The following is a 23,847-nucleotide window of genomic DNA, read 5'->3' on the forward strand; positions in this document are numbered from 1 at the left end:
GAGACCGCCGCACGGCAGCCCGGCCCCCTCCCCGGGGCACGACCGGTCGCCCGCTCCGTCAGGTGGTGGTCTCCGGCCGGGTCGACTTCTCCCAGGGGTAGGCGGTCCGTCGGGGGTCGGGCGCCGTGATGGCGGCCGGTTCTCCGGCCTCCGGACCCGCGTCACCGGAAGCGGCCCTCGGGGCCGTGCTCGCCGGGGTCGCTCCCGGTGCCGTGCCGTACGTGTCCTGCGTGGCGTGCGCGGCCTCAGGGCCCGTGGTCCAGTGCCGCAGCGCGCCCGCCTCGACGTCGATCTGCTCGCTGAGCATCGACAGGTCGCCCTCGGCGAACTTCAGGGCACGCTCCCGGGCGGCACGCCGCAGTGCGTCGGCCGAGCTCGTGATCCGCTCGGTCCGCGCGGTGAGTTCGGGGAGCTGCCCGGAAACCCACGCCCGGTCGGGCTCCCGCTCCAGGCGCTTGAGGTCGCCGTCCAGTTCGATGCCGTGCGCGCTGAGCCGGTGGAACAGGTCGAGCGACTCCTTCAGCGAGGCGTCCTCGCCGACTCCGGCCTGCAGCGCCTCCTGGGTGGCCCGCATGGAGGTGCGCAGCGAGAGCCGCAGTCTGGCCAGCTCTCCGGCGACTCCGGTCTGGCCGAAGCTCTTGGCCCGCAGTGTGGTGTCCTCGACCGTGCGCCGAGCCTGGTCCAGCGTGCGGTCGACGCCGCGCTTGGTGGCCTTGACCGCCTTCACGGTGACGAAGACCCCCAGCGCCACGAAGGACAAGAAGAGCAGCGCCATGATCGTGATAATCGCGGCTTCCATGTGCGCCCCTCCGGCGTCCGTCCGGTCCCCACGGATGTGGTCCCTCCACCGTAAACGGAACGGGCAGGCCAGTGGTTCCATCGGAACCCCCAACCTGCCCGTAGGGGAAACCCCTATGTGCCGCCGAGCGGCGACGTACCGCTAGCCGGCGACGATGTTGACCAGCTTGGGCGCCCGGACGATCACCTTGCGGATCTCCGCGCCGCCCAGCGCCGCGACGACGTGCGGGTCCGCCAGCGCCAGCGTCTCCAGGTCGGCGTCCGTGATGGACGGGGAGACCTCCAGGCGGGCCTTGACCTTGCCCTTGATCTGCACGACGCAGGTCACGGTCTCGTCGACGACGTACGCCGGGTCGGCGACCGGGAAGCCCTGGTGGACGACCGACTCGGTGTGGCCCAGCCTGCGCCACAGCTCCTCGGAGATGTGCGGGGCCAGCGGCGCGACCAGCAGCACCAGCTGCTCGGCGACCGACCGGGACAGCGCGCCGCCGGACTTCGTCAGGTGGTTGTTCAGCTCGGTGATCTTGGCGATGGCCGTGTTGAAGCGCATGGCGACCATGTCCTGCGCGACACCGTCGATCGCCTTGTGCAGGGCGCGCAGCGTGTCCTCGTCGGCCGCGGTGTCGACGACGGTGACCTCACCGGTCGACTCGTCGACGATGTTGCGCCACAGCCGCTGCAGCAGCCGGTACTGGCCGATCACGGCGCGCGTGTCCCAGGGACGCGAGACGTCCAGCGGGCCCATCGCCATCTCGTACAGGCGCAGGGTGTCGGCACCGTACTCGGAGCAGATCTCGTCCGGCGTCACGGCGTTCTTCAGGGACTTGCCCATCTTGCCCAGGACGCGGCTGACCTTCTCGTCCTGGTACCAGAAGCCGCCGTCCCGCTCCTCGACCTCGGCCGCCGGCACGGCGATCCCGCGCGCGTCCCGGTAGACGAAGGCCTGGATCATGCCCTGGTTGTACAGCTTGTGGAACGGCTCGGCCGAGGAGATGTGGCCCAGATCGAACAGCATCTTGGACCAGAAGCGCGCGTACAGCAGGTGCAGCACGGCGTGCTCGGCGCCGCCGACGTACAGGTCGACGCCACCGGTGGGCATGCCCTCGCGGGGGCCCATCCAGTACTGCTCGACGGCCGGGTCGACCAGCTGCTCGGAGTTGCGCGGGTCCAGGTAGCGCAGCTCGTACCAGCAGGAACCCGCCCAGTTGGGCATGGTGTTGGTCTCGCGGCGGTAGCGCTGCGGGCCGGCTCCGTCTCCCAGGTCCAGGGTGACGTCGACCCAGGCCTCGTTCCGGGACAGCGGGGTCTCCGGCTGGGTGTCCGCGTCGTCGGGGTCGAAGGTGCGCGGCGAGTAGTCCTCGACCTCCGGCAGCTCCAGCGGCAGCATCGACTCGGGCAGCGAGTGGGCGACGCCGTCCTCGTCGTAGACGATCGGGAAGGGCTCGCCCCAGTACCGCTGGCGGCTGAACAGCCAGTCGCGCAGACGGAAGTTGACGGTGCCCTCGCCGATGCCGCGGTCGGCCAGCCAGGCGGTGATCGTCGCCTTGGCGTCGACGACGCCCAGGCCGTCCAGCGCGATGTCCTCGTTGGAGGAGTTGACCAGCTTGGCCTCGTACGAGGAGAAGGCCTCGTCCCAGGTCGACGGGTCGGTGCCGCGGTCGTCGCTCGGCTCCACGACGCAGCGCATGGGCAGCTCGAAGGCGCGGGCGAAGGCGAAGTCACGGCTGTCGTGGGCCGGGACGGCCATGATCGCGCCGGTGCCGTAGCCCATCAGGACGTAGTCGGCGATGAAGACCGGGACCTGCTCGCCGCTGACCGGGTTGATCGCGTACGCGCCGGTGAAGACGCCGGTCTTCTCCTTGGCGTCGGCCTGCCGCTCGACGTCGGACTTGGAGGCGGCCTGCTTGCGGTAGGCGTCGACGGCCTCGGACGGGGTGGCGTGCCCGCCGGTCCACACGTCGTGGGTGCCCTCGGGCCAGGTGGCCGGGACGATCTTCGCAGCGCCGTCGACCAGGGGGTGCTCTGGAGCCAGCACCATGTAGGTGGCGCCGAACAGGGTGTCCTGGCGGGTGGTGAAGACGGTGATCGCGCCGGTCTCGCCGACCTGGAAGTCGACGCGGGCGCCCTCGGAGCGGCCGATCCAGTTCCGCTGCTGCAGCTTGATGGCCTCGGGCCAGTCCAGCGCGTCCAGATCGTCCAGCAGGCGGTCCGCGTAGGCGGTGATCCGCATGTTCCACTGGCGCAGCTTGGACTTGAAGACGGGGAAGTTGCCGCGCTCGGAGCGACCGTCGGCGGTGACCTCCTCGTTGGCCAGGACCGTGCCCAGGCCGGGGCACCAGTTGACGGGCGCGTCGGAGGCGTACGCCAGGCGGTACTCGCCCAGGACGTCGGAGCGCTCGGCGGCGCTCAGCTCGCTCCACGCGCGCGTGGAGCCGGGAACCTCACGCGTGCCGTTCTCGAACTGCGCGATCAGCTCGGCGATCGGGCGGGCCTTGCCGGCCTCGTCGTCGTACCAGGAGTTGAAGATCTGCAGGAAGATCCACTGGGTCCACTTGTAGTACTCCGGGTCGATCGTGGCGAACGACCGGCGCTTGTCGTGGCCCAGGCCCAGCCGGCGCAGCTGGACCTTCATGTTCTCCATGTTGGCCTCGGTGGACACGCGCGGGTGCGTGCCCGTCTGCACGGCGTACTGCTCGGCCGGCAGGCCGAAGGCGTCGAAGCCCAGGGTGTGCAGCACGTTGTGGCCGGTCATGCGCGCGTGGCGGGCGAAGACGTCCGTGGCGATGTAGCCGAGCGGGTGGCCGACGTGCAGGCCCGCACCCGAGGGGTACGGGAACATGTCCATGATGAACTTCTTGGGTCGGCCGGCGATCGCGGGATCGCCCGCCAGGTCACCCGTGGGGTTCGGGGCCTCGTACGTGCCCTCGGCGTCCCAGAAGTCCTGCCAGCGTGCCTCGATGTCGGCGGCCATGGCCGCCGTGTAGCGATGCGGGGCCGCCGTCTCGGCGGCCGTATTGATCTCGGTCATGGTCCTTGAAGCTCCATCGATCGTCTCTGCCCACTGCCACGGACTGCCGTGAAATGAAAAATCCCCTCGCACAGGAGGGGACGCCGCGCCGACTCCGACAGATGTCTGTCATCCGCCGGGACTGATCAGCGCGGCTCGGTAAGCAGAAGGCGTACGGCACGCATGGCGCCAGGGTACCGCAGGGCCCGAGCGGGGCGCACCGACGTTCCACGGAGCGGAGCCGCGGAGAGCCGAGCCCTGTCGCGGAGATCTGAGCTGCGAAGAGGGGGGCGTGACAAGTGGGGCCGTGGCGAGAGGGACCGTGACAAGCGAGTGGGCCCGAACACGAAGAAGCGGGCCACCCTATCCGGGTGACCCGCTTCTTTTCTGTGGAGCTAAGGAGAATTGAACTCCTGACCTCCTGCATGCCATGCAGGCGCTCTACCAACTGAGCTATAGCCCCTTGCTTGTTTCCGTCTCCGTTTCGGTTTCCGTCGCGGCGACAGACAGAACATTAACCGGCTTCCCGGCAGATCTCCAAATCGATTCTCGGGACCCTCCTGACCTGCCCGGTAGGGTCGCCGACTGTGTCCGTCTCCGTGCTCTCCAAAACCCGCGCCCGGCCGTGGCCCCTGGCCACCGCCGCGGCGGTCTGCCTGCTCTCGTTCGCGGCCTTCTGGGTGGCGCAACGCCTCGCCCACGTGAACATGCTCGACGTCATGGTCTACCGGGCGGAGGGCGAGACGGTGCGGGCCGGTGGCGACCTGTACGCGATGCGCGCCACGTCGGCGAACCTCGGCATGACCTACCCGCCCTTCGCCGCCCTGCTGTTCGTCCCGCTGACCCTGGTGAGCGTGCCCGTGATGCGCACGCTCGCCACGGCGGGGAACCTGCTCCTGGTGGTCGCGCTGGTCCAGCTGTCGCTCCAGTTGGTCCGCCCGTCGCTCTCCCGTACGGACCTGTGGCGTACGACACTGTGGGTCGCGGCCGTCGTGGTCTGGTGCGAGCCGGTGTGGACGACCCTGCGGTACGGGCAGATCAACCTGCTCATAGCGGTGGCGGTGCTCTGGGACCTCACCCGGCGCCAGGGCAGCCGCTGGGCCGGCCTGGGCATCGGCCTGGCGACGGCGGTGAAGCTCACACCGGGACTCTTCGTGGTCCTGCTGCTCGTCGCGGGGCTGCTGCTGTGGCGCGGGGACCGGGGCTGGAACCAGTGGCTGCGCACGGCGGTGACGGCGACCGGTGTGTTCCTGGTGACGACGCTGGCCGTGGCGCTGGCCCTCCCCGCGGACTCGAAGCGGTTCTGGACGGAGACCCTGTTCGAGACCGGCCGGGTCGGTTTCGCCGAGGAGACCGCCAACCAGTCGATCCGCGGGGTCCTGGCCCGGCTGATGCACACCGACGACCCGGGCATGTGGTGGGCGGTGACCGCGGCCCTCCTGGGCGGCCTGGCGATGGTTCTCGCGGTGCGGGCCGCGGTGCGGGGCGACAAGGCGGTGGCGGTGGTCGTCTGCGCGTTCACGGCGCTGATGATCAGCCCTATCTCGTGGTCCCACCACTGGGTCTGGTGCGTGCCGCTGCTGATCCTGCTCGCGGACCGCGCCACGCGCACGTGGCCGGTGACGGGGACGGTGGCCCTGGTCTTCGCCTCGTTCGCGCTGTGGTGGGTTCCGCACGACCCGGGCCGGCCCGAACTGGACCAGAACGCGGGTCAGATGGTGCTGTCCGCCGTCTATCCGCTGACGACGGCGGCGCTGCTCGTGGGGTACATGCTGACGCTGCGGCGTCAGGCCGTGGCGAAGGAGTAGAACCGCTTGAGGGTGCAGTGCTCGTCGAGGAGCCGGCCGTAGATCGGCTCCCCCTCCAGCTCGCGGTACGTCTCGATGGGGTCGCCTTTTATGATCAGCGCCCGCGCGCACTCCTCGCACCAGTACTGGAACCCCGGGTTGACGGGGTCCATGTCCCGGACAATGGGCGTGCCGCTGCCGCACCAGTCGCATTTCCGCCTGTGTGCACCCATCAGTCAGCTCCAGCTGTGGCCGCAGGCTGTGCACCCATAGGACACCCCGCCGTTGTCGCCGAGCACTTGGGCCACCCTCCCGTCCGGATTCTCGTCCCCCTCCGGCCGTCCGATTCTGCCACGGCCTCGCAAGAGGGTCAGCGTGCTCGGCGCGCCGGTCCGGCCACCGCGCCGACAACCGAGGCGACGGCCAGTACGAGCATGGTCGTCCACAGCGCGTCCGCGGAGTTCCGCGCCCCCGGTCCGTCGACCGCGCCGAGGAAGAGGGTGCCGAACGCGGCGACCCCGATGAGCTGACCGAGCTGGGTGACGGTGGCGAGCAGTCCGCTCGCGTCGGCCGCGTCCTCGGGCCGTACGGAGGCCAGCGCGCCGGTCAGCGCGGGGCTGAACGCCAGGGCGATGCCCGCGCCGAGCGCGCCCAGCGCCGGGTAGAGCCCCCAACCGCCCGTACCGCCGTCCGCGAGCAGCCCGCCGATCGCGAGGGCGCCCGCGGCGGCGAGCAGGAATCCGCCCGGGACCAGCACGCGGTGCAGCCGGGCCGGCCAACGCCGCCAGGTCAGCCCGACGGCGCCGAAGACGACGGCGGCGGGTCCGAAGGTGAGTCCGGCCCGCAGGGCGCTGTGGCCGAGCCCGCCCTGCAGGTGCAGGGTGAGGGTGAAGAGGAAGCCCGCGTTGACTCCCATCGCCACGACGATCCACAGGACGGCCCGCCCCATGCCGGGGAGGCGCAGCACGCGCGGGGCGATGAGCGGGGCGCCGCCGCGCCGGGCGAGCCGTGCCTCGTAGACGCCGAAGAGGGCGAGGAGCACCAGGGAGCCGCCGAGCGAACACCAGGACCACAGGGGCCAGTCCTGCTCCTGCCCGAGGACCAGGGGGACGGTCAGCAGGGTCACGGCGGCGGCGAGCAGGACGAGGCCCGGAAGGTCGAGGGCACGCGCGTGCGTGGGTCCGGTTCCGGCGTCCCGGGGCAGGAACCGGGCGCCGAGGACGAGCAGGGCGATCCCGATGGGGACGTTGACGAGGAAGACGGGCCGCCAGCCGGTCCCGAAGAGGTCGGCACTCACCAGGACACCGCCGACGACCTGCCCCGCGGCGGCGCCGGTGGCCAGCACCGCGGAGTAGGCGCTGAGGGCCCGGACCCGGCGCTCGCCGGTGAAGTTGCGCTGGATGAGGCTCAGCACCTGAGGGATCATCAGGGCGGCGCCCACTCCCTGTACCAGCCGGAAGGCGATCAACTGGCCGGTGCCGGCGGCGAGTCCGCAGGCGAGGGAGGCCGCGGTGAACAGGGCGAGACCGCCCAGGTACATCCGCCGGTGCCCGAGCAGGTCGCCGAGGCGCGCTCCGGTGATCAGCAACACCGCGTAGGCGATGGTGTATCCGGCGACGACGAGCTGGAGCGCGGCTCCGGACGCGGAGAGTTCGGCGCGGATCGTGGGGGCGGCGACGTTGACGATGAAGACGTCGAGGAGTGCCATGAACTGGGCGGCGAGGACCACGCCCAGCAGCAGTCCGGGTCGGCTGTCGGTGCCACCGTCTTTACTGAGTACGGGACGTGTTGTGGTCGAGGTCATGCGTCGAGCGTGACCGCGATCGGATACGGGTAACGAGAGCCCGCTGATGCTGGTACTGACACCACCTGGCAACGGCGGCACGGGGACTCGACCATGGGGGTGTGACGATCGTGGCATCAGTACCGACTCAGCGCCGCAGACGGCCGGAACTGGCCGCGTTCCTGCGCAGCCGCCGGGCCAGGGTGACACCGGAGGACGTGGGGATGCCGCCGGGGCTCCGGCGCCGTACGCCGGGGCTGCGCCGCGAGGAGGTCGCCCAGCTCTCCGGGGTCGGCGTCACCTGGTACACCTGGCTGGAGCAGGGACGCCCGATCAACGCCTCCGCGCAGGTGCTCGACGCGGTCGCCCGCACGCTCCGGCTCGACCGGCCCGAGCGCGAGCACCTGTACCACCTGGCCGAGGTGCCGTACGCGCCGGAGCGGTCCGCCGCGGACTTGGCGGTGGTGAGCCCGGAGATCCAGGGCATCCTCGACGCCCTGGACCCGCACCCGGCGGTGCTCTACAACGCGCGGTACGACGTGCTGGCGACGAACTCCATGTACGAGCGGCTCTTCTTCCAGGAGGGACGGAACGACCTGGACACCGGCCCGTTCGGCATACGCAACGTGCTGTGGGCCCTTTTCAGCGTGCCCGGCCCCACCTGCCCGGTGGTCGACCGGAAGCGGGAGCTGCCGCTGATGGTGGCCCAGCTGCGGGGCGCGTACGGACGCCATGTGGGCGAGCCGGCCTGGGAGGAGTACGTACGGGCTCTCGCGGAGGCCAGCCCGGAGTTCGCGCGGCTGTGGCGCAGCGGTGACGTGGTCCCGCCGGGGACGCGGGTGAAGGTCTTCCGTCACGAGCGGGTGGGCGAGGTCCGGTTGACCTCGGTCTCCCTGTCGGTGAACGGGATGCCGGAGTGCCGGATCGTGGCCTACACGCCGAACGACGAGGAGAGCCGCCACGGGCTCCAGGCCTTGGAGGAGCTGACATGACGACGAATCCCGCCCCCTGCTGGGGACGGGATCCGGTGATTGTGGAGCTAAGGAGAATTGAACTCCTGACCTCCTGCATGCCATGCAGGCGCTCTACCAACTGAGCTATAGCCCCTCGTGTTCTTCGCGCTCTGCGCTGCGAACAAGAAGAACTTTAGCCTGTGACCTGCCGGAAAGTGAAATCCGGGTCCGGCAGGCCGGTCACGGGGCTCAGTCGTCGTCGCCGAGGACCGGCTCGGGCAGCGTGCCCGCGTTGTGCTCCATCAGTCGCCAGCCACGGGCGCCCTCGCCGAGCACGGACCAGCAGCAGTTCGAGAGGCCACCCAGGCTCTCCCAGTGCTGGGACTCCAGCCCGAGGAGACGGCCGATGGTGGTCCGGATCGTGCCGCCGTGGCTCACCACGACGAGCGTGCCGTTCTCCGGAAGCTTGTCGACGTGCTCAAGGACCACCGGGGCGGCCCGGTCGGCCACCTCGGTCTCCAGCTCGCCGCCGCCCCGGCGCACGGGCTCGCCGCGCTTCCAGGCGGCGTACTGCTCGCCGTAGCGCGCCACGATCTCGTCGTGGGTCAGCCCCTGCCACTCCCCCGCGTACGTCTCGCGCAGCGCGGAGTCGTGAGCGACGGTGTGGCCGGTGAGAGCGGACAGCTCGGCGGCGGTGGCCGCCGCCCGCTTCAGGTCGGAGGCCACGATGACGTCCGGCTTCAGCGCGGCGAGCAGCCGGGCGGCACGGCGCGCCTGAGCGACGCCGGCCTCCGTCAGCTCGATGTCCGTCGAACCCTGGAAACGGCGCTCGAGGTTCCAGGAGGTCTGGCCGTGGCGCCAGAGGACGATGCGGCGGCCGGTGCCGCCCTTGGTGGTGCTCAGCGCAGCTCACCGTCCACTTCGTCGGGCAGGCCGGCGGCGTGCTCGGAGAGGTCCACGCCGGTCAGCTCGGCGTGCTCGGCGGCCTTGCCGCGCGTGTTCCGCGCGTCCTCGGGGAGGGACAGCTCGGGGCAGTCCTTCCACAGGCGCTCGAGGGCGTAGAAGACACGCTCCTCGCTGTGCTGGACGTGGACGACGATGTCGACGTAGTCCAGGAGGATCCAGCGGGCGTCGCGGTCGCCCTCACGGCGGACCGGCTTGGCGCCGAGGTCCTTGTTCAGGCGCTCCTCGATCTCGTCGACGATCGACTTGACCTGGCGGTCGTTGGGCGCGGAGGCGAGCAGGAATGCGTCGGTGATCGACAGCACATCGCTGACGTCGTACGCGATGATGTCGTGCGCGAGCCGGTCGGCGGCCGCCTGAGCGGCGGCGTTGACGAGTTCGATGGAACGATCCGTGGCGGTCACAAGCAGGCTTTCGTCGGCGGTCCAGTACCCCTCCAGGGTCTCACGGACCGCCGACGGCCCCGCCAACGTTTTCCGGAGCGCCGTTTACCGGCCCCCCGGCACCTTGTAGTCCTGGCCCAGGACCACGGTGACCGCGGCCGCTCCGGTGGGCTTGCCCTTGGCGACCGAGCCGGCCGGCAGACCCAGTGTCTTGGCCACCTCGACCGCCGTCGCCTTCTGGGCGTCGTCACCGTAGACGACCTGCGACTTCTCCTGCGTGTCCGTCTCCGTGCCGCCCACGAAGACGTAGCCGCCGTTGACCAGGACGATCCTGGCCGCCTCGGTCGCCTTCTTGCCGGAGGCGTCCCGGACCGAGATCCGGGGCACGTCGCCCGCCTCGGGGGCGGTGATCTTGCCGCCCAGAATGTCCTTCACCACACTGTCGCTCGCGTCCTCGGTCAGCGCGCCGTCCTGCGCCACCGGGAGAAGGGCCGTCTTGTAGTCGCCGACCTTGGCGTGCTCGGCGAGCTTGGCCAGGGCGGCGCCGAGGTCCTTCTCCGAGAGGGAGGGGTCGAAGATCTGGGTGAGGCTCTCGACGGTCATCGTGGCGGAGGCGGGATCGTCCGAGATCTTGCGGAGCACCCCGTACATGACCTGGCCGAAGCGCTGGAGCTGCTTGCTCTCGGCCTCGCCGGGCGCCCGGTAGGTCGCGTAGGCGACGGCGGAGCGCCCGTTCAGGGACTGCTTCTCGCCCTTCTTGACCAGCGGCTCGTCGCCCTTCTTCGGTCCGGGCACCTCGGTGTCGGTGTCCGTCTCGATCCCGCTGACCAGGTCGACGAGGGTGTCCAGGTACGGCGTGTCCAGCCGCCAGGTGCCGGCGATCTCGGCGCCGAGGAGGTTGCCGATCGCCTCCCGGGTGCCGCTCGATCCGTCGTCCTCGACCGACTTGCCGAGGGTGGTCGCGGCGCCCTCGTCGTCGGCGACGACCAGGGAGTCGGGGAGGAGAACGGTGGTGCCCTGGCCGGTCGTGGTGTTGTTCACCAGGAGGACCGTGGAGGTCCCGCCGCCCGTGGTGTCGTGGAGGTGGACGACGATCGTGTCGCGCTTCTGCGGGCCGGTCGCGGCAGCCCCCTTCCCGGCCTCGTCGGACGAACCGGGGAGCATGCCCGCGGACCAGAGGTAGCCGACGCCGCCCGCGACCGCGAGGACGAGCACGACGACGAGCGCGATGATCCGGTTGCGGCCGCGGCGCCTGGCCTCCTCGCGCCGCTCGGAACGGCTCTCGGTGAACTTCAGCCAGTCGATGACGTCCTCGGAGTCCTCGTCCGGCTCCTCGATGAAGGAGAACTGCTCGGTGCGGTACTCCCGGTCGTCGTCATCGGCCGGCCGGGCGGGCCGCTCGGACGCGGGGCGCTGGCCGGGCACACCGGGCGGGGCCGCGACGGGCGCGGCCTGCGGGGTCTGCGCGGGGGCCTGGGCGGGCGCCGGGGCGGAGGCCTGGGCGGGCTCGGCCCGGGCGGCCCACTGCTGCCCCGTGTCGTAGGAGGGGTAGGCGTAGCCCTGCTGCCCGTAAGGGTCGTACTGAGACCCCTGGTGCTGCTGTGGCGGCTGTTGTGGCTGCTGCGGCTGCGGCTGCGGCGTGTACTGCTGCTGGGCGTAGGGGTCGTAGCCGTACCCCTGCTGCGCCTGCGGCTGCTGGGGCTGCTGCTGACCGCCGTACGGGTCGTAGTGCTGCCCCTGTGCCTGCTGGGGCGCCTGTGGCTGCTGGTACACCGGCTGCCCGTACTCGTCGTAGCCGATGATCTGCGGCTGCGGATAGTACGGGTCGTACGGATGCTGCTGATCGTTCACCGGTACCCCTCCCCGAAGCTCACTCGCCGCGGTACAGCTGGCGCTTGTCGATGTAGCGGACCACGCCGTCCGGAACCAGGTACCAGACGGGATCGCCGTTCGCGACCCTCGCCCGGCAGTCGGTGGAGGAGATCGCGAGCGCGGGAACCTCGACCAGCGAGACACCGCCCTTGGGCAGTCCGTCGTCGGTGAGGTCGTGGCCCGGCCGGGTGACGCCGATGAAGTGCGCGAGTGAGAAGAGCTCCTCGGCGTCGCGCCAGGTGAGGATCTGCGACAGCGCGTCGGCCCCGGTGATGAAGAAGAGGTCGGAGTCGCTGTTGAGGGAGCGCAGGTCCCGCAGGGTGTCGATGGTGTAGGTCGCGCCGCCGCGGTCGATGTCGATCCGGCTGACCGAGAACTGCGGGTTGGACGCCGTCGCGATGACCGTCATCAGGTAGCGGTCCTCGGGCGCCGACACGGCCCGGTCGCTCTTCTGCCACGGCTGCCCGGTCGGTACGAACACCACCTCGTCCAGGTGGAACAGGGCGGCGACCTCGCTGGCCGCCACCAGGTGTCCGTGGTGGATCGGGTCGAAGGTTCCGCCCATCACGCCGAGTCGGCGCTTCCCGCGCCCGCCAGTAGGCATTTCCTGCTCTCCCATGCGTGCAGAGCCTACTGGCACGGCAGCGGACGCCTGATCAGGGTCGGCGGTTCAGCGGTCGCGGTTGAAGCGGGTCGTGATCCACAGCAGCAGCATCAGGGCACCGAAGGCGCCGAAGCCGGTGAGGTAGGGGCTGAGGCTTTCGTGGTTGCCGCCGTGCTCGGCGCCCTCGGCGAGAGAGACCAGGTTGGCGGCGGTGCTGTGGAGGCTCATCTTCGGCAGACCTATCGATCGGGGATGGGAGCGGAGACTTCGCGCACATCGTATGCGGGCGGTCCGGACTGGCTCACGCCGACTCAGGCGTTGGCGTCACGGTCCGTGGTGGCGTCCGTGGTGGTGCCCCTGCCGTCGCCGGTGCCGTCGTCGCCCGTGTCGTCGCTCCGATAGCCGCGCAGCAGGAACCAGGCCATCAGGGCGCCGCCCACGATCGAGACGAGCAGCACGATGCGGAGCGTGTCGCCCGGCCCCTGGTCCGCGGCGGCCGCGAGCAGTGCGGCAGCGGTGTCGACGGTGTCCGGCATGTCGGTCGTGCTCCTCGGTCGTCCTCGGTGCCCGAGTTATCCACAGGCCCCGCCACACCGTAGCGCCACCGCCTAGGCTGGGGTTCGTCAGGGGGACGAGCATCGACTCGTACGAACAGGGGGCATCCATGACCGAGAACGACCAGGGGAACGTGCCGAGCAGGCAGCGGAAGCGGTTCCCCGGTATCTCCTCGCGGGCCTACGAGCATCCGGCCGACCGCTCGGCGCTGGTGGCGCTGCGCAAGCTCAGCGGCTTCGACACGGTCTTCAAGGCGCTCAGCGGGCTGCTGCCCGAGCGCAGTCTGCGACTGCTGTTCCTCTCGGACTCCGTCCGGGTGAGCGACGCGCAGTTCAGCCATCTCAACGACATGCTGCGGGACGCCTGTTACATCCTGGACCTGGAGAAGGTCCCGCCGATGTACGTGACGCAGGACCCGAAGCCCAACGCGATGTGCATCGGCCTGGACGAGCCGATCATCGTCGTCACCACCGGCCTGGTGGAGCTCCTCGACGAGGAGGAGATGCGGGCGGTCGTCGGCCACGAGGTCGGCCACGCCCTCTCCGGGCACTCCGTGTACCGCACGGTGCTGCTCTTCCTCACCGGCCTGGCCCTCAAGATCGCCTGGATCCCGCTGGGGAACGTCGCGATCATGGCCATCGTGACCGCCCTGCGCGAGTGGTTCCGCAAGTCGGAACTCTCCGCCGACCGGGCCGGACTCCTCGTCGGTCAGGACGTGCAGGCCTCGATGCGCGGTCTCATGAAGATCGCCGGGGGCAACCACCTCCACGAGATGAACGTGGACGCGTTCCTCGCCCAGGCCGACGAGTACGAGAAGGCCGGGGACCTGCGGGACTCGGTCCTGAAGATCCTCAACGTGCTTCCGCGCACGCACCCCTTCACCACCGTCCGGGCGGCGGAGCTGAAGAAGTGGTCGGAGAACCGCGACTTCCAGCGGATCATGGACGGCCACTACCCCAAGCGCTCGGAGGACAAGGACACCTCGGTCACGGACTCCTTCCGCGAGTCGGCGGGGCACTACGCCGACACGGTGCGGACCAGCAAGGATCCGCTGATGAAGCTGGTCGGCGACATAGCCGGGGGCGCCGGTGACCTGGCGGGCGACCTGGGCGGGAAGCTGCGCAACCGCTTCAACGGCGGCCAGGGCCCGAAGAAGTCGGACGACGGCGGGACCGCCGACGACGACAAGGGCGGCTCCTAGCGCGACCTCGGCGCCAGGGCAGGTCGACACCTCGGCGCCGGGGCCGGTCGAGACCTCGGCGCCAGGGGCGGTCGAGACCTGGGCCTGAGGGCCGGTCGACACGCGCCGGGCGTCGGAGCGACCCGTCAGAGCGACGGTTGCGCGCTCGGCGCCAGGGCTCCGCACAGCGAGGGGGCGGCGGGTCGGCCCGTGGCGTACGGGTCGGTGACCACCGGGCCGCCCGCCTCGGGGGCACTCGCTCCCGCCAGGAGCGGTTTCACGGAGCCCGTGGTGTCCGCGCCGCACGCCTGCGGGCCCACCTCGGCGGTGCTGGTCACCAGCTCGGCCCGGTGCATGCGCAGGTCCTCGCGGTCGAAGCGGAAGTGCACCTCGCGGTGGACGGTGAAGAGGGACGACGCGCCGACCGGGCCGGCGCCCTGACCCGCCGGGCGGACCGCATAGGTGTACGTGTGGTCCGCGGTGACGTCCAGTGTGTCGGGGCTGGTCTCCTCGAAGCGGAGGGTGCCCTGGACGCGGACGGCCGGGTCCGCGAGCACGACCTGACGCGGGTCGAAGCGGACGAGCCAGCCGGCGAGGGCGTGCCGGCCGTCGTCGGCCGGTGTCTCGACGCTCCGGTCGAACTGTTCCAGCTGGTCGGGGTCGAGCAGCAGGCGCGCGGGCCGCACGGTCGCCCCGGACAGGACGTCGGGCTGCAGGGAGGAGGCCACCAGATAGTCCTTGGCGATGCTGAGCGCCGTGACGACCTGGCTCTCGGCGAAGTGGGTGGTGCGTCCCGCGACCGGCAGGTTGATGCCGGCGGCCCCGGTGCGGTACTCGGCGACCGGGCTGTTGTCGAAGAGCCGGTCGGGCACACCGCCCGCCACCGGGCCCTTCGGGGCGAGGGGTACCACCGTGGTCCGCAGCGGTTCGGCCCGCTGATCGACGGGGGGCTGGTACGGGTTGCGGACGCCCAGGTAGATGGCCGTGCCGAAGGCCAGCAGGATCAGCAGAACGAGCAGGATGGCCTGGCGGGAGCTGCTGCGGCCCTCCCAGGCGGACGGGCGGCTGCGGACGGCCTGGGCGTACTCGCCCATCCGTTCCCGGGCCGAGAACTCCTGGAGGTGGGCAGCACGGACGAACGCCTCGTCGAAGACGACGGATCGGTATTCGTCCTCACCGCCGGGGAGGCCCTCGGGCGTCCCCTCAGGCGGGTCGCCACGCCCTGCCATACCTTCAGGGTAGGTCCGCGGAGGCTTCGGTAAACGCTGAGGTACGCGACAAAGTCGGAAGAATTCCGCCGTCAGGGTGTCCCGGGGTCCCGCCGGGGGCGGAACGGTTCGGCCGCCCGGGGGAACGCCGGCCGCCGCTTCGGCTACTTCGGGGAAGCCGACCGGGCCGCGGGCGCGTGGACCGCGGGCGCCTCGGGGGCGTGGGCGGCGGGCGGGGCCGGGTTCGGGTTGGGGGTGTCGACACCGGTGGTGGCCGGCGGAGGGACCTGGTCCTGGCGGTTGGCCGCCGCGCCCCGGTAGACGGCGCTGAAGGCCAGGGCGACCATGCCGACGCCCATGACGAGGGCGAGGACCCAGGCGACGGGCCGGTGCCAGCGGGCGCTGCCCCGGTACGGGCGCAGGGCGCCGCCGTGGCGGCCGTAGGGGCTGGCGTCGTCGCCGACGTCGTCGGGCTCGTAGGTGAGCGCGGAGGGGTCGTGGCACTCCTCGTAGAGGTCCTCGTCGGCCGATCCTCCGCCGGTGCGGGCGCGGGCGGCCTCGGCCTCGGCACGGGCCTGGGCGGCGGCGAGGAGCCGCTCGACGGCGGTCGGCTCGTGGACGGCCGCGGCCCGCACGAAGTCCTCGTCGAACACCACGTCGGCGTAGACCTCGTCGGCGCCTCCGCGGTCGACAGAGTCCTCAGGGTCTTCGCCGTTCAGGAACGGCGTGCCCCCCACGTCGTCCGGCACGGATTCAGAGTAGACCCGGAAGGGGTTTTTGGGCAGGGAGTGTGCGAACCCTCCCCGCCCGTACCGATTGGAACGGTTACCGGATGTGACCGTCGCCGGTGACGATGTACTTGGTCGAGGTCAGCTCCGGAAGGCCCATGGGGCCCCTGGCGTGCAGCTTCTGGGTGGAGATGCCGATCTCCGCGCCGAAGCCGAACTGTCCGCCGTCCGTGAACCGGGTGGAGGCGTTCACCGCGACCGTGGTGGAGTCGACCAGCTGGGTGAAACGGCGCGCCGCGGCCTGCGAGGTGGTGACGATCGCCTCGGTGTGGCCGGAGGACCACATCCGGATGTGCTCGACGGCCTTGTCGAGGGAGTCGACGACGGCGGCGGCGATGTCGTACGAGAGGTACTCCGTCTCCCAGTCCTCGGGCGTGGCCGGTACGACGGTGGCCTTGGAGCCCTCGGCGTGGGCGAGGACCCGCTCGTCGGCGTGGACGGTGACGCCGGCCTCGGCGAGGGCGTCGAGGGCCCTGGGGAGGAAGGCGGCGGCGACGTCCTGGTGGACGAGGAGGGTCTCGGCCGCGTTGCAGACGCTGACTCGGTGGGCCTTGGAGTTGATCAGGATCTCGACGGCCATGTCGAGGTCGGTCTGCGCGTCGACGTAGACGTGGCAGTTGCCGGTGCCGGTCTCGATGACCGGGACGGTGGACTCCTCGACGACGGTCCTGATCAGGGAGGCGCCGCCGCGCGGGATGAGGACGTCGACGAGGCCGCGGGCGCGCATCAGCTCGCGCACCGATTCGCGGGACTCGCCGGGGACGAGCTGGATGGCGTCGGCGGGCAGTCCGGCGCCGCCGATGGCGTCGCGCAGGACCTTCACCAGGGCGGTGTTGGAGGCGTACGCGGAGGAGGAGCCGCGGAGCAGGACGGCGTTGCCGGACTTGAGGCAGAGGGCGGCGGCGTCGACGGTGACGTTGGGGCGGGCCTCGTAGATGATGCCGACGACACCGAGCGGGACGCGGACCTGGCGCAGGTCGATGCCGTTGGGGAGGGTCGAGCCGCGGACGACCTCGCCGACGGGGTCGGGCAGCGCGGCCACGTCGCGGACGTCGGTGGCGATGGCCCGGACACGCTCGGGGGTGAGGGTGAGCCGGTCGATGATCGCCTCGCTGGTCCCGGCTTCGCGGGCCTTGGCGATGTCCTCGGCGTTGGCCTCGACGATTTCCGCGGTGCGGACTTCGAGGGCGTCCGCGATCGCCAGCAGGGCGTCGTCCTTGGCCGCGCGCGGGAGTGGCGCGATTTCGGCGGCGGCGCCACGGGCCCGGTAGGCGGCCCGGGTGACCGGGGAGAGGTTGTCGAGGGGCGTGAGCGAGGTCATGCCCGCAGGGTACTGGCACCCCTGCGGACATCCCTCACGTATCCCGCACTCCGAGACGTGCCCCCGCTGTTCCGAGACGGCGCGGGAGGGGCGTCACGAAGGTCCCGCTCAGTACGGGTGGACGCCGACCGGGGCCGCGGGCGGCGGCCCGTAGCCCTCCGCGATGCGCTGGTGGTAGGTCTCGCGGTCGATGACCTCGAGGCCGACGATCTCCCACGGCGGCAGCTTGGCGGTCTGCCGGTGCTCGCCCCACAGGCGCAGGGCGACGGCCGCCGCGTCGTGCAGGTCGCGGGCCTCCTCCCAGTACCGGATCTCGGCGTGGTCGTTGGCATAGCGGCTGGTCAGCAGGAAGGGGTGGTCGTGGGCCAGCTGTTCGAGCCCGCGCCGTACCTCCTTGAGCGGCGACTCCACACCCGACACGCTGAGGGTGATGTGCCAGAGTTTGGACACGGGCTGTTCCTTGGCGCGTGCCTCACGTGCCTCGGGAACCTCACGTGTCTCGGTGGTGGTCTCGGTTCTTCTCTCCGTGGACCTGTCCCGTGCCTCGTCGAAGTCGGCTCCGGCCTCGACACTGGTCAGGGCGCGTTCGGCAGTCCCTCGGGGCGGCGCCCCTGGGCGCGCTCGTCTCACCGGCGGCCTCCTGTGTGATGCGTGTGGTGCTGTACCCCGCCCTGCTCTTACCCCCGAGACAAAGTTGACCAGTCCGAGGCGGCACTTGGGGCGGTTTTGGTGAACGTCCCTTCCGGATGGCCGCACTTTCAGCCGTTTCGGGAGGGGCGCGAGGGTCAGCGGATGACGACCAGATCGTCGCGGTGGACGACCTCGCGCTCGTACTCGGGTCCGAGCTCCTTGGCCAGCGCGTGGGTGGAACGCCCGAGCATCCGGGGCATCTCCTTGGCGTCGAAGTTGACGAGGCCCCGGGCGACGGCCCGGCCCGTCGTGTCGCGCAGCTCGACGGGGTCGCCGGCGACGAAGTCGCCCTCGATTCCCGCGACACCGGCCGCGAGCAGGGACTTCTTGCCGTCGACGACCGCGCGTACGGCTCCGTCGTCCAGCGTGAGGGAGCCCTGCGGGGTGGAGGCGTGGGCGAGCCAGAGGAGCCGGTCGGCGGAGCGGCGGCCGGTGCGGTGGAAGTACGTGCCGGTGTCGCGGCCGGCGAGGGCGTCGGCGGCGCGGCTGGCGGAGGTGAGGACCACGGGGATGCCGGCGGCGGCGGCGATCCGGGCGGCCTCGACCTTGGTGACCATGCCTCCGGTGCCGACCCCCGCCTTGCCCGCCGCGCCGATCTCGACGTGGGCGATGTCCGCGGGGCCTTCGACCTGCGCGATCCTCGACGTGCCGGGCTTGGACGGGTCCCCGTCGTAGAGGCCGTCGACGTCGGAGAGCAGGACGAGCAGATCGGCGCGGACGAGGTGGGCGACGAGGGCGGCGAGCCGGTCGTTGTCGCCGAAGCGGATCTCGTCGGTGGCGACGGTGTCGTTCTCGTTGACGACCGGCAGCGCGCCCATGGCGAGCAGTTGGTCGAGGGTCCGGTAGGCGTTGCGGTAGTGGGCCCGCCTGCTGGTGTCGTCGGTGGTGAGGAGGACCTGTCCGACGCGCACGCCGTAGCGGGCGAAGGAGGCCGTGTACCGGGCGACGAGGAGTCCCTGGCCGACACTGGCCGCCGCCTGCTGGCGGGCCAGGTCCTTGGGGCGGCGGGTGAGGCCGAGCGGTGCGAGACCTGCGGCGATGGCTCCGGAGGAGACGAGGACGATCTCCTTCTCGCCGCCGCTGCGGACCTTGGCGAGCACGTCGACGAGCGCGTCGACGCGGTCGGCGTCGAGGCCTCCGGAGGCGGTGGTGAGCGAGGAGGAGCCGACCTTGACGACGATCCTGCGGGCCTCCGTCACGTACTGCCTTGCCACGTCCGTCTGTCCCGTCACCTGCGTCGCCACCTGCGTCGTCCTCACTCGGCTGTCCCACGCGCCGTATGCGCCCGGCGCGGCTGCCAGGCAATCTACGCGAGCCGGGACGGCTGCCGCTCGTCCGTTTCGCTCCCTGGACCCGAGGCACCGGGGCCCTGGCCGGCGTTCCGGGGCACCAGGATCCGCTGGGAGATGAGGTAGGTGAACGGGATCGCGACGACGGCCGCGACGAGTGGCGCGATTCTGTCGTCCATTCCGGCCCAGGTGACGAGCGCGTACAGACCGACGCTCTGCACGAGGTAGTTGGTGACGTTGGTGAGGGGGAAGAGGGCGAACTTCTTCCAGGTGGGCCGGGTGCGGTAGGTGAAGTAGGTGTTGAGGAAGAAGGAGCCGATCATGCTGAGGAGGAAGGCGAGGGAGTAGGCGGCGAAGTACGGCATCCAGGGGTGGAGCAGCAGGTAACACCCGAAGAAGGTGCCGGTGTTGACGCCGCCGACCAGGGCGAAGCGGAATATCTCGGCGAGCCGGCCGCGCCGGGCCGGGCCGGATGCCGCCGCCATCAGTGCTCGCCCTCGGTGGCCGGGACGCGGATCCGGGCGGCGGCCGCGTGTTCGGCGGCGCCGCGCCCGAAGGAGCGGTGGGTCTCCTTCACGAGGAAGTGCGGTCGGCGCTTGGTCTCGTAGTAGATGCGGCCGATGTACTCCCCGATCAGCCCCAGCATCACCATCTGCACGCCCCCGAGCCCCACGATGATCGCGACCAGGGTGACGTATCCGGGAGCGGTGACGCCCTGGGTGAGGGCGGCGACGGCGATCCAGACCGCGTACACGGCGGCGAGGCCGCTCAGCATCATCCCGAGCCAGAGGGCGATGCGCAGCGGGCGGTTGTTGAAGGAGATCAGCCCGTCCATGCCGTAGTTGATCAGGGAGCTGAACCTCCACTTCGTCTCACCGCCCTCGCGTGCGGCGTTCTGGTAGTCGAAGGTGACGGTGTCGAAGCCGATCCAGGAGAAGAGCCCCTTGGAGAAGCGGTTGTACTCGGGCAGCGAGAGGAGCGCGTCGACGGCGGGGCGGGAGAGGAGGCGGAAGTCGCCCACTCCGTCGGTGAGTTCCACGTCGACCCAGCGGTTGACGGCCCGGTAGTACATCCGGCTGAACGCGGAGCGGAGCTTCTTGTCCCCTTCGCGGGTCCGGCGGGCCATGACCTGGTCGTGGCCCTGGTGGTGCAGGTCCAGCATGCGCGCGAGGAGCTCGGGCGGGTGCTGGAGGTCGGCGTCCATGATGACCACGGCGTCGCCGGTGGACTTGCGCAGGCCGGCGAGCATGGCGGCCTCCTTGCCGAAGTTGCGGCTGAAGGAGGCGTACTGGGTCCGGTGCGGGTGCCGGGCGGCGATGGCGCGCAGCTTGCCCAGGGTCGCGTCGGTGCTGCCGTCGTCGACGTAACAGATCTCGTATCCGACCGGCAGGGTGTCGAGCACCTGACGCATCCGCGCGTCGAAGCGTTCGACGACGTCCTCCTCGTTGAAGCAGGGGACGACGACGGAAAGCCTGGTCATGAACGGTCACTCCAGAGGGATGGGCGAGAGTACGTCCTGAGGGACCGCCGTCGAACTCTCCTTCGAGCAGCGCGGCCAGGGTACGGAGCGGTGGTGACCGTCCGACGTCGCCCGAGTGACCACCCTCGGTCGGCATGTCGTCCATGCAGCAAAGCATGCGGGGAACATAGTGATACCGGTGGCATTCTTACCCTTTTGTCACCCATTGAGCCCCGTAGCGACGACAACGCCGTGGCGACACCGTGCCACGGCGTCGCCGTGTCCGGTCGTCGCCACGTCATGGTGTCGCCCTGCCGTGGCATCGCCGTGTCATGGCAACGGCCGCGTCATGGGCTCGGGCGCACTGACCTCGGCCACCTGGAGCGATGACCGGTGAGTAGGACGACCCTCTCGGAGCGCGGTGATGCACGGATGGCGGACGACGGCGGACAGCACACCGGAGCCACGGACGGACTCCGGCGGGCGCTCCCGTGGGTCGCGCTCGCCGTCGCCGCGGGCGCCGGGGCGCTGCTCGCGGTCGGCGCCTTCCTCGGCCTGTACGTACGCCCCACGTCCGACGACTGGTGCGCCCTGTGGAAGGCCCGGGACATGGGGGTGCTCGGCATCACCGCGGACTTCTACCAGACCCAGAACGGGCGCGTCACCAACGCCTTCCTGACCGGACTGCTCTACTCCGACGGCATGCGGGGGCCGAAGCTGCTGCCCGCCCTCCTCGTGGTCGCACTCGTCACCGGTCTCTTCCTCCTCGGCCGCGCGGCCCTGCGTTCCCTGCGCGACGCGAGCCGGCCGGACGGCGAGCCGTCGGGTCTGCCCGCCCGGCCGCCCGCCCTGCCCCTCGTGGCCGCCTCGGTGCTCCTCTCCGCGCTGCTGTTCTTCGCCGGGACCCGCTCGTACCAGGTACTGCTCTGGGCGCCGGCGACCATCTCCCACACCCTGCCGAGCGTGATCGGTCTCTGGGCCGTGCTCGGCGCCGTCCGGGCCGCGCGCAGTGGTCTGCGGTGGGCCAGGACCGCCGCCGTGGGATCGGCGCTGGTGATCGGGGCGGTGCTCGGCATGCTGAGCGAACCGTTCACGCTGGTGGCCGGTCTGTTCGCGGTCGCCGTGGGCGTCCTCTGTCTGCCCCGCCTCGGCTGGACGCGGGACCGGTACGTCTCCACGTGGTGCGCGGCGGCCTGCCTCGGACTCGTCGGCGGCCTCACCCTGCTCTACACCTCGCCGGGCGCACGCTGGCGGCGGGCGCAGAATCCGCAGGAGCCGATGTCGGCGGCGCAGATCGGAGAAACGTTCCACGACTGGTGGCGCCTCTGGCAGACCATCGGCGGCCAGTGGGCGTACCTGGGAGCCCTTGCCGTCGGCGCGCTGCTCGGCCTGGCCCTCGCGGCCACCGGCGCCCGCGGGGAGGGCCGCACGCCCACCGCCACCGGCGCCCGCGGGGACAATCCCACGGGCACCGGCGCCCGCCGGGACTCCTCGGGCCCGGGACTCCCCCCGCGGGCGCTGTTCCGTACCGCGGTGCTGCTGCCGCTGCCGCTGATCGCCCTCGCCGCCCTGGCCGTCGTCCTCGGACTGCGCAGCGGCTACGGAGACGTCGGCTGGACGTACGGCCGCACCTGGACGAGCTTCCTCCTGCCGCTGCTGGTCGTCCTCTGCGCGTACGGGGCCTGGGGTGGCCACCTCCTGGGGCGGCGCCTCGTGGCTCCCGGACGAACCGCCGGACGCGCCGCCGCGCTCGTGGCGGCCGGCGCGGTCGCCCTCGGCAGCGCGGCCGCCCTGGTGCAGCCGGTGTACGCCCTGACCACGGAGACGGTGGTACGCGCGGTCGCCTGGGACCGGCAGAACGCCCGCATCCGGCAGGAGGTCGCGGCGGGCTCCCGGGACGTCGCCTACGAACCGCTCCTCATCGGTGGCCTCACCGAACCCCTCTTCGCGTCCACGTACAAGCGGGACTGGGCGGCGCAGTGCACGGCGACGTACTACGGCGTGGACCGCATCCACCGGCCCTGAGGCCGCCGAAGAAAGGCAGTCGGAGAGCATGCGAAAGCGGGGTGCCCCGAAGCCGGGGCACCCCGCCCGCGACCGACCACGAGGGCCGGACGGAAACGAAGGAGATCAGACCGTCACGCGGTTCGCGCTCCAGCCCTCCCAGGCCGAGCTGATCATGGAGCGGACGTCGTGCTGCGCCTTCCAGCCGAGCTCCGACTCGATGCGCTCCGCCGAGGCGACCACGCGGGCCGGGTCGCCCGGACGGCGCGGGGTGACCAGGGGCTCGACGCTGTGACCGGTGACCTCGTTGATCAGGTCCACCATCTCGCGCACCGACACGCCCTCGCCGCGCCCGATGTTCAGGGTCAGCGTGGCCGTCTCGCCGCGCTCGCCGGCCGCGACGAGCGCGCGGGCCGCGGCCACGTGCGCGTCCGCGATGTCGGCGACGTGGATGTAGTCGCGGATGCAGGTGCCGTCCGGCGTCGGGTAGTCGTCACCGAAGATGCGCGGGGACTCACCGGCGTCGAGGCGCTCGAAGACCATCGGCACCAGGTTGAAGACACCGGTGTCGGCGAGCTCGGGCTTGGCCGCACCCGCCACGTTGAAGTACCGCAGGCAGGCGGTGGAGAGGCCGTGGGCCCGGCCGGCGGCGCGCGCCATCCACTCGCCGACGAGCTTGGTCTCGCCGTAGGGGCTGAGGGGCAGGCACTCGGTCTCCTCGGTGACGAGGTCGACGTCGGGCATGCCGTAGACGGAGGCCGAGGAGGAGAACAGGAAGCTCTTCACGCCCGCCGCGGTCGCCGCGTCGAGGATGATCTGCAGGCCCGTCACGTTCTCGTGGTAGTAGTACAGCGGCTTCTCGACGGACTCGCCGACCTGCTTCTTGCCGGCCAGGTGGACGATGCCGTTGATCCGGTGCTCGCGCAGCACCCGGTCGAGGAACTCGCGGTCGAGGACCGTGCCCTGCTCCAGGACGACGCCGTCGGGGATGCGCGCCGGGTTGCCGGTGCTGAGGTCGTCGACCACGACGACGCTCTCGCCGCCCTCGAGCATTGCTTTGACGACGTGGGAACCGATGTAACCGGCGCCGCCGGTGATGAGCCAGGTCATTCCGACAGTGTAGCCACCCGCCGGGAACGGCCCCCGGGCCCCGGAAACGGGGAAGCCCCGCCGTGACCCAGGTCTCGGCGGGGCTCCCCCACA

22 protein-coding genes and 2 tRNA genes are annotated in these 23,847 nt (G+C 71.2%); 4 read left to right on the top strand and 20 right to left on the bottom strand.

Going from position 1 to position 23,847, the window contains the following annotated elements; genetic code table 11:
• Nucleotides 1-58: 58 nt before the first annotated feature.
• From IE311_RS01130 to IE311_RS01140, 3 genes are all read right to left on the bottom strand, one after another.
• The gene (locus IE311_RS01130) at nt 59-799 is read right to left on the bottom strand and encodes a hypothetical protein (protein WP_189829588.1); all 741 of its coding nucleotides are present in this window, start codon (nt 797-799) and stop codon (nt 59-61) included.
• Nucleotides 800-940: 141 nt separating this feature from the next.
• Nucleotides 941-3,826: a leucine--tRNA ligase gene (gene leuS, locus IE311_RS01135; RefSeq protein ID WP_189829589.1), complete on the bottom strand. Its 2,886-nt coding sequence runs from the start codon at nt 3,824-3,826 to the stop codon at nt 941-943.
• Nucleotides 3,827-4,195: 369 nt separating this feature from the next.
• Nucleotides 4,196-4,268, bottom strand: a tRNA-Ala gene (locus IE311_RS01140).
• Between the two features lie 124 nt (nt 4,269-4,392).
• On the opposite strand from IE311_RS01140, the gene IE311_RS01145 reads away from it, so the two are divergent.
• The gene (locus IE311_RS01145) at nt 4,393-5,613 is read left to right on the top strand and encodes a glycosyltransferase 87 family protein (RefSeq protein WP_189829590.1); all 1,221 of its coding nucleotides are present in this window, start codon (nt 4,393-4,395) and stop codon (nt 5,611-5,613) included.
• On the opposite strand, the gene IE311_RS01150 is transcribed toward IE311_RS01145, so the two are convergent.
• A complete protein-coding gene (locus IE311_RS01150; RefSeq protein WP_015033559.1) occupies nt 5,592-5,825 on the bottom strand; it encodes a hypothetical protein in 234 nt (77 codons plus the stop codon). The genes IE311_RS01145 and IE311_RS01150 overlap by 22 nt on opposite strands.
• A gap of 137 nt (nt 5,826-5,962) precedes the next feature.
• On the bottom strand, nt 5,963-7,396 hold the full coding sequence (locus IE311_RS01155) for an MFS transporter (RefSeq protein ID WP_189829591.1): 1,434 nt from the start codon (nt 7,394-7,396) through the stop codon (nt 5,963-5,965).
• 101 nt (nt 7,397-7,497) lie between these two features.
• Between IE311_RS01155 and IE311_RS01160 the strand changes: the two genes are divergently transcribed.
• Entirely contained in the window at nt 7,498-8,367 is an 870-nt protein-coding gene (locus IE311_RS01160; protein ID WP_189829592.1) for a helix-turn-helix transcriptional regulator, read from the top strand.
• A gap of 42 nt (nt 8,368-8,409) precedes the next feature.
• On the opposite strand, the gene IE311_RS01165 is transcribed toward IE311_RS01160, so the two are convergent.
• The 7 genes from IE311_RS01165 to IE311_RS01195 all read right to left on the bottom strand — a co-directional run bounded on the left by IE311_RS01165 (nt 8,410) and on the right by IE311_RS01195 (nt 12,686).
• Nucleotides 8,410-8,482, bottom strand: a tRNA-Ala gene (locus IE311_RS01165).
• Nucleotides 8,483-8,577: 95 nt separating this feature from the next.
• Nucleotides 8,578-9,231 (bottom strand): histidine phosphatase family protein, encoded by a 654-nt coding sequence (locus IE311_RS01170; RefSeq protein WP_189829917.1) that lies wholly within the window; start codon nt 9,229-9,231, stop codon nt 8,578-8,580.
• Nucleotides 9,228-9,695: a ribosome silencing factor gene (gene rsfS / locus IE311_RS01175; protein WP_189829593.1), complete on the bottom strand. Its 468-nt coding sequence runs from the start codon at nt 9,693-9,695 to the stop codon at nt 9,228-9,230. Before rsfS ends, IE311_RS01170 begins: the two co-directional genes overlap by 4 nt.
• An 84-nt stretch (nt 9,696-9,779) precedes the next feature.
• Nucleotides 9,780-11,525: an LCP family protein gene (locus tag IE311_RS01180; RefSeq protein ID WP_189829594.1), complete on the bottom strand. Its 1,746-nt coding sequence runs from the start codon at nt 11,523-11,525 to the stop codon at nt 9,780-9,782.
• Nucleotides 11,526-11,544: 19 nt separating this feature from the next.
• Nucleotides 11,545-12,165: a nicotinate-nucleotide adenylyltransferase gene (gene nadD / locus IE311_RS01185; RefSeq protein ID WP_189829595.1), complete on the bottom strand. Its 621-nt coding sequence runs from the start codon at nt 12,163-12,165 to the stop codon at nt 11,545-11,547.
• 51 nt (nt 12,166-12,216) lie between these two features.
• Complete coding sequence (locus IE311_RS01190) at nt 12,217-12,378, bottom strand: hypothetical protein (RefSeq protein ID WP_030550482.1); 162 nt, start codon at nt 12,376-12,378, stop codon at nt 12,217-12,219.
• 83 nt (nt 12,379-12,461) lie between these two features.
• The gene (locus tag IE311_RS01195) at nt 12,462-12,686 is read right to left on the bottom strand and encodes a hypothetical protein (RefSeq protein ID WP_189829596.1); all 225 of its coding nucleotides are present in this window, start codon (nt 12,684-12,686) and stop codon (nt 12,462-12,464) included.
• A gap of 128 nt (nt 12,687-12,814) precedes the next feature.
• On the opposite strand from IE311_RS01195, the gene IE311_RS01200 reads away from it, so the two are divergent.
• Nucleotides 12,815-13,906: a M48 family metallopeptidase gene (locus IE311_RS01200; protein ID WP_189829597.1), complete on the top strand. Its 1,092-nt coding sequence runs from the start codon at nt 12,815-12,817 to the stop codon at nt 13,904-13,906.
• A gap of 125 nt (nt 13,907-14,031) precedes the next feature.
• On the opposite strand, the gene IE311_RS01205 is transcribed toward IE311_RS01200, so the two are convergent.
• From IE311_RS01205 to IE311_RS01235, 7 genes are all read right to left on the bottom strand, one after another.
• Nucleotides 14,032-15,114 carry an SCO2583 family membrane protein gene (locus IE311_RS01205; protein WP_189829598.1) on the bottom strand — a complete coding sequence of 361 codons (1,083 nt, stop codon included), beginning with the start codon at nt 15,112-15,114 and terminating at the stop codon, nt 14,032-14,034.
• Nucleotides 15,115-15,257: 143 nt separating this feature from the next.
• Nucleotides 15,258-15,842, bottom strand: a complete 585-nt coding sequence (locus tag IE311_RS01210; RefSeq protein WP_229901657.1) for an SCO2584 family spore wall biosynthesis protein — start codon at nt 15,840-15,842, stop codon at nt 15,258-15,260.
• A gap of 76 nt (nt 15,843-15,918) precedes the next feature.
• Nucleotides 15,919-17,202 (bottom strand): glutamate-5-semialdehyde dehydrogenase, encoded by a 1,284-nt coding sequence (locus IE311_RS01215; protein ID WP_189829599.1) that lies wholly within the window; start codon nt 17,200-17,202, stop codon nt 15,919-15,921.
• A 108-nt stretch (nt 17,203-17,310) separates the two neighbouring features.
• A complete protein-coding gene (locus tag IE311_RS01220; RefSeq protein WP_189829600.1) occupies nt 17,311-17,832 on the bottom strand; it encodes a hypothetical protein in 522 nt (173 codons plus the stop codon).
• Between the two features lie 155 nt (nt 17,833-17,987).
• Nucleotides 17,988-19,091, bottom strand: a complete 1,104-nt coding sequence (proB, locus tag IE311_RS01225; protein WP_189829919.1) for a glutamate 5-kinase — start codon at nt 19,089-19,091, stop codon at nt 17,988-17,990.
• Nucleotides 19,092-19,198: 107 nt separating this feature from the next.
• Complete coding sequence (locus IE311_RS01230; protein WP_189829601.1) at nt 19,199-19,666, bottom strand: GtrA family protein; 468 nt, start codon at nt 19,664-19,666, stop codon at nt 19,199-19,201.
• Nucleotides 19,666-20,661, bottom strand: coding sequence for a glycosyltransferase family 2 protein (locus IE311_RS01235; protein ID WP_189829602.1), 996 nt, complete (start codon nt 20,659-20,661; stop codon nt 19,666-19,668). Before IE311_RS01235 ends, IE311_RS01230 begins: the two co-directional genes overlap by 1 nt.
• A 372-nt stretch (nt 20,662-21,033) precedes the next feature.
• On the opposite strand from IE311_RS01235, the gene IE311_RS01240 reads away from it, so the two are divergent.
• Nucleotides 21,034-22,665 carry a hypothetical protein gene (locus IE311_RS01240; protein ID WP_189829603.1) on the top strand — a complete coding sequence of 544 codons (1,632 nt, stop codon included), beginning with the start codon at nt 21,034-21,036 and terminating at the stop codon, nt 22,663-22,665.
• Nucleotides 22,666-22,770: 105 nt separating this feature from the next.
• Here the strand turns inward: IE311_RS01240 and galE are convergent, their stop codons facing one another.
• Nucleotides 22,771-23,754, bottom strand: coding sequence for a UDP-glucose 4-epimerase GalE (galE, locus tag IE311_RS01245; protein WP_189829604.1), 984 nt, complete (start codon nt 23,752-23,754; stop codon nt 22,771-22,773).
• Between the last annotated feature and the right edge of the window lie 93 nt (nt 23,755-23,847).

Origin of the sequence: Streptomyces zaomyceticus, from assembly GCF_014656215.1 — a bacterium.
Classification (GTDB): domain Bacteria; phylum Actinomycetota; class Actinomycetes; order Streptomycetales; family Streptomycetaceae; genus Streptomyces; species Streptomyces zaomyceticus.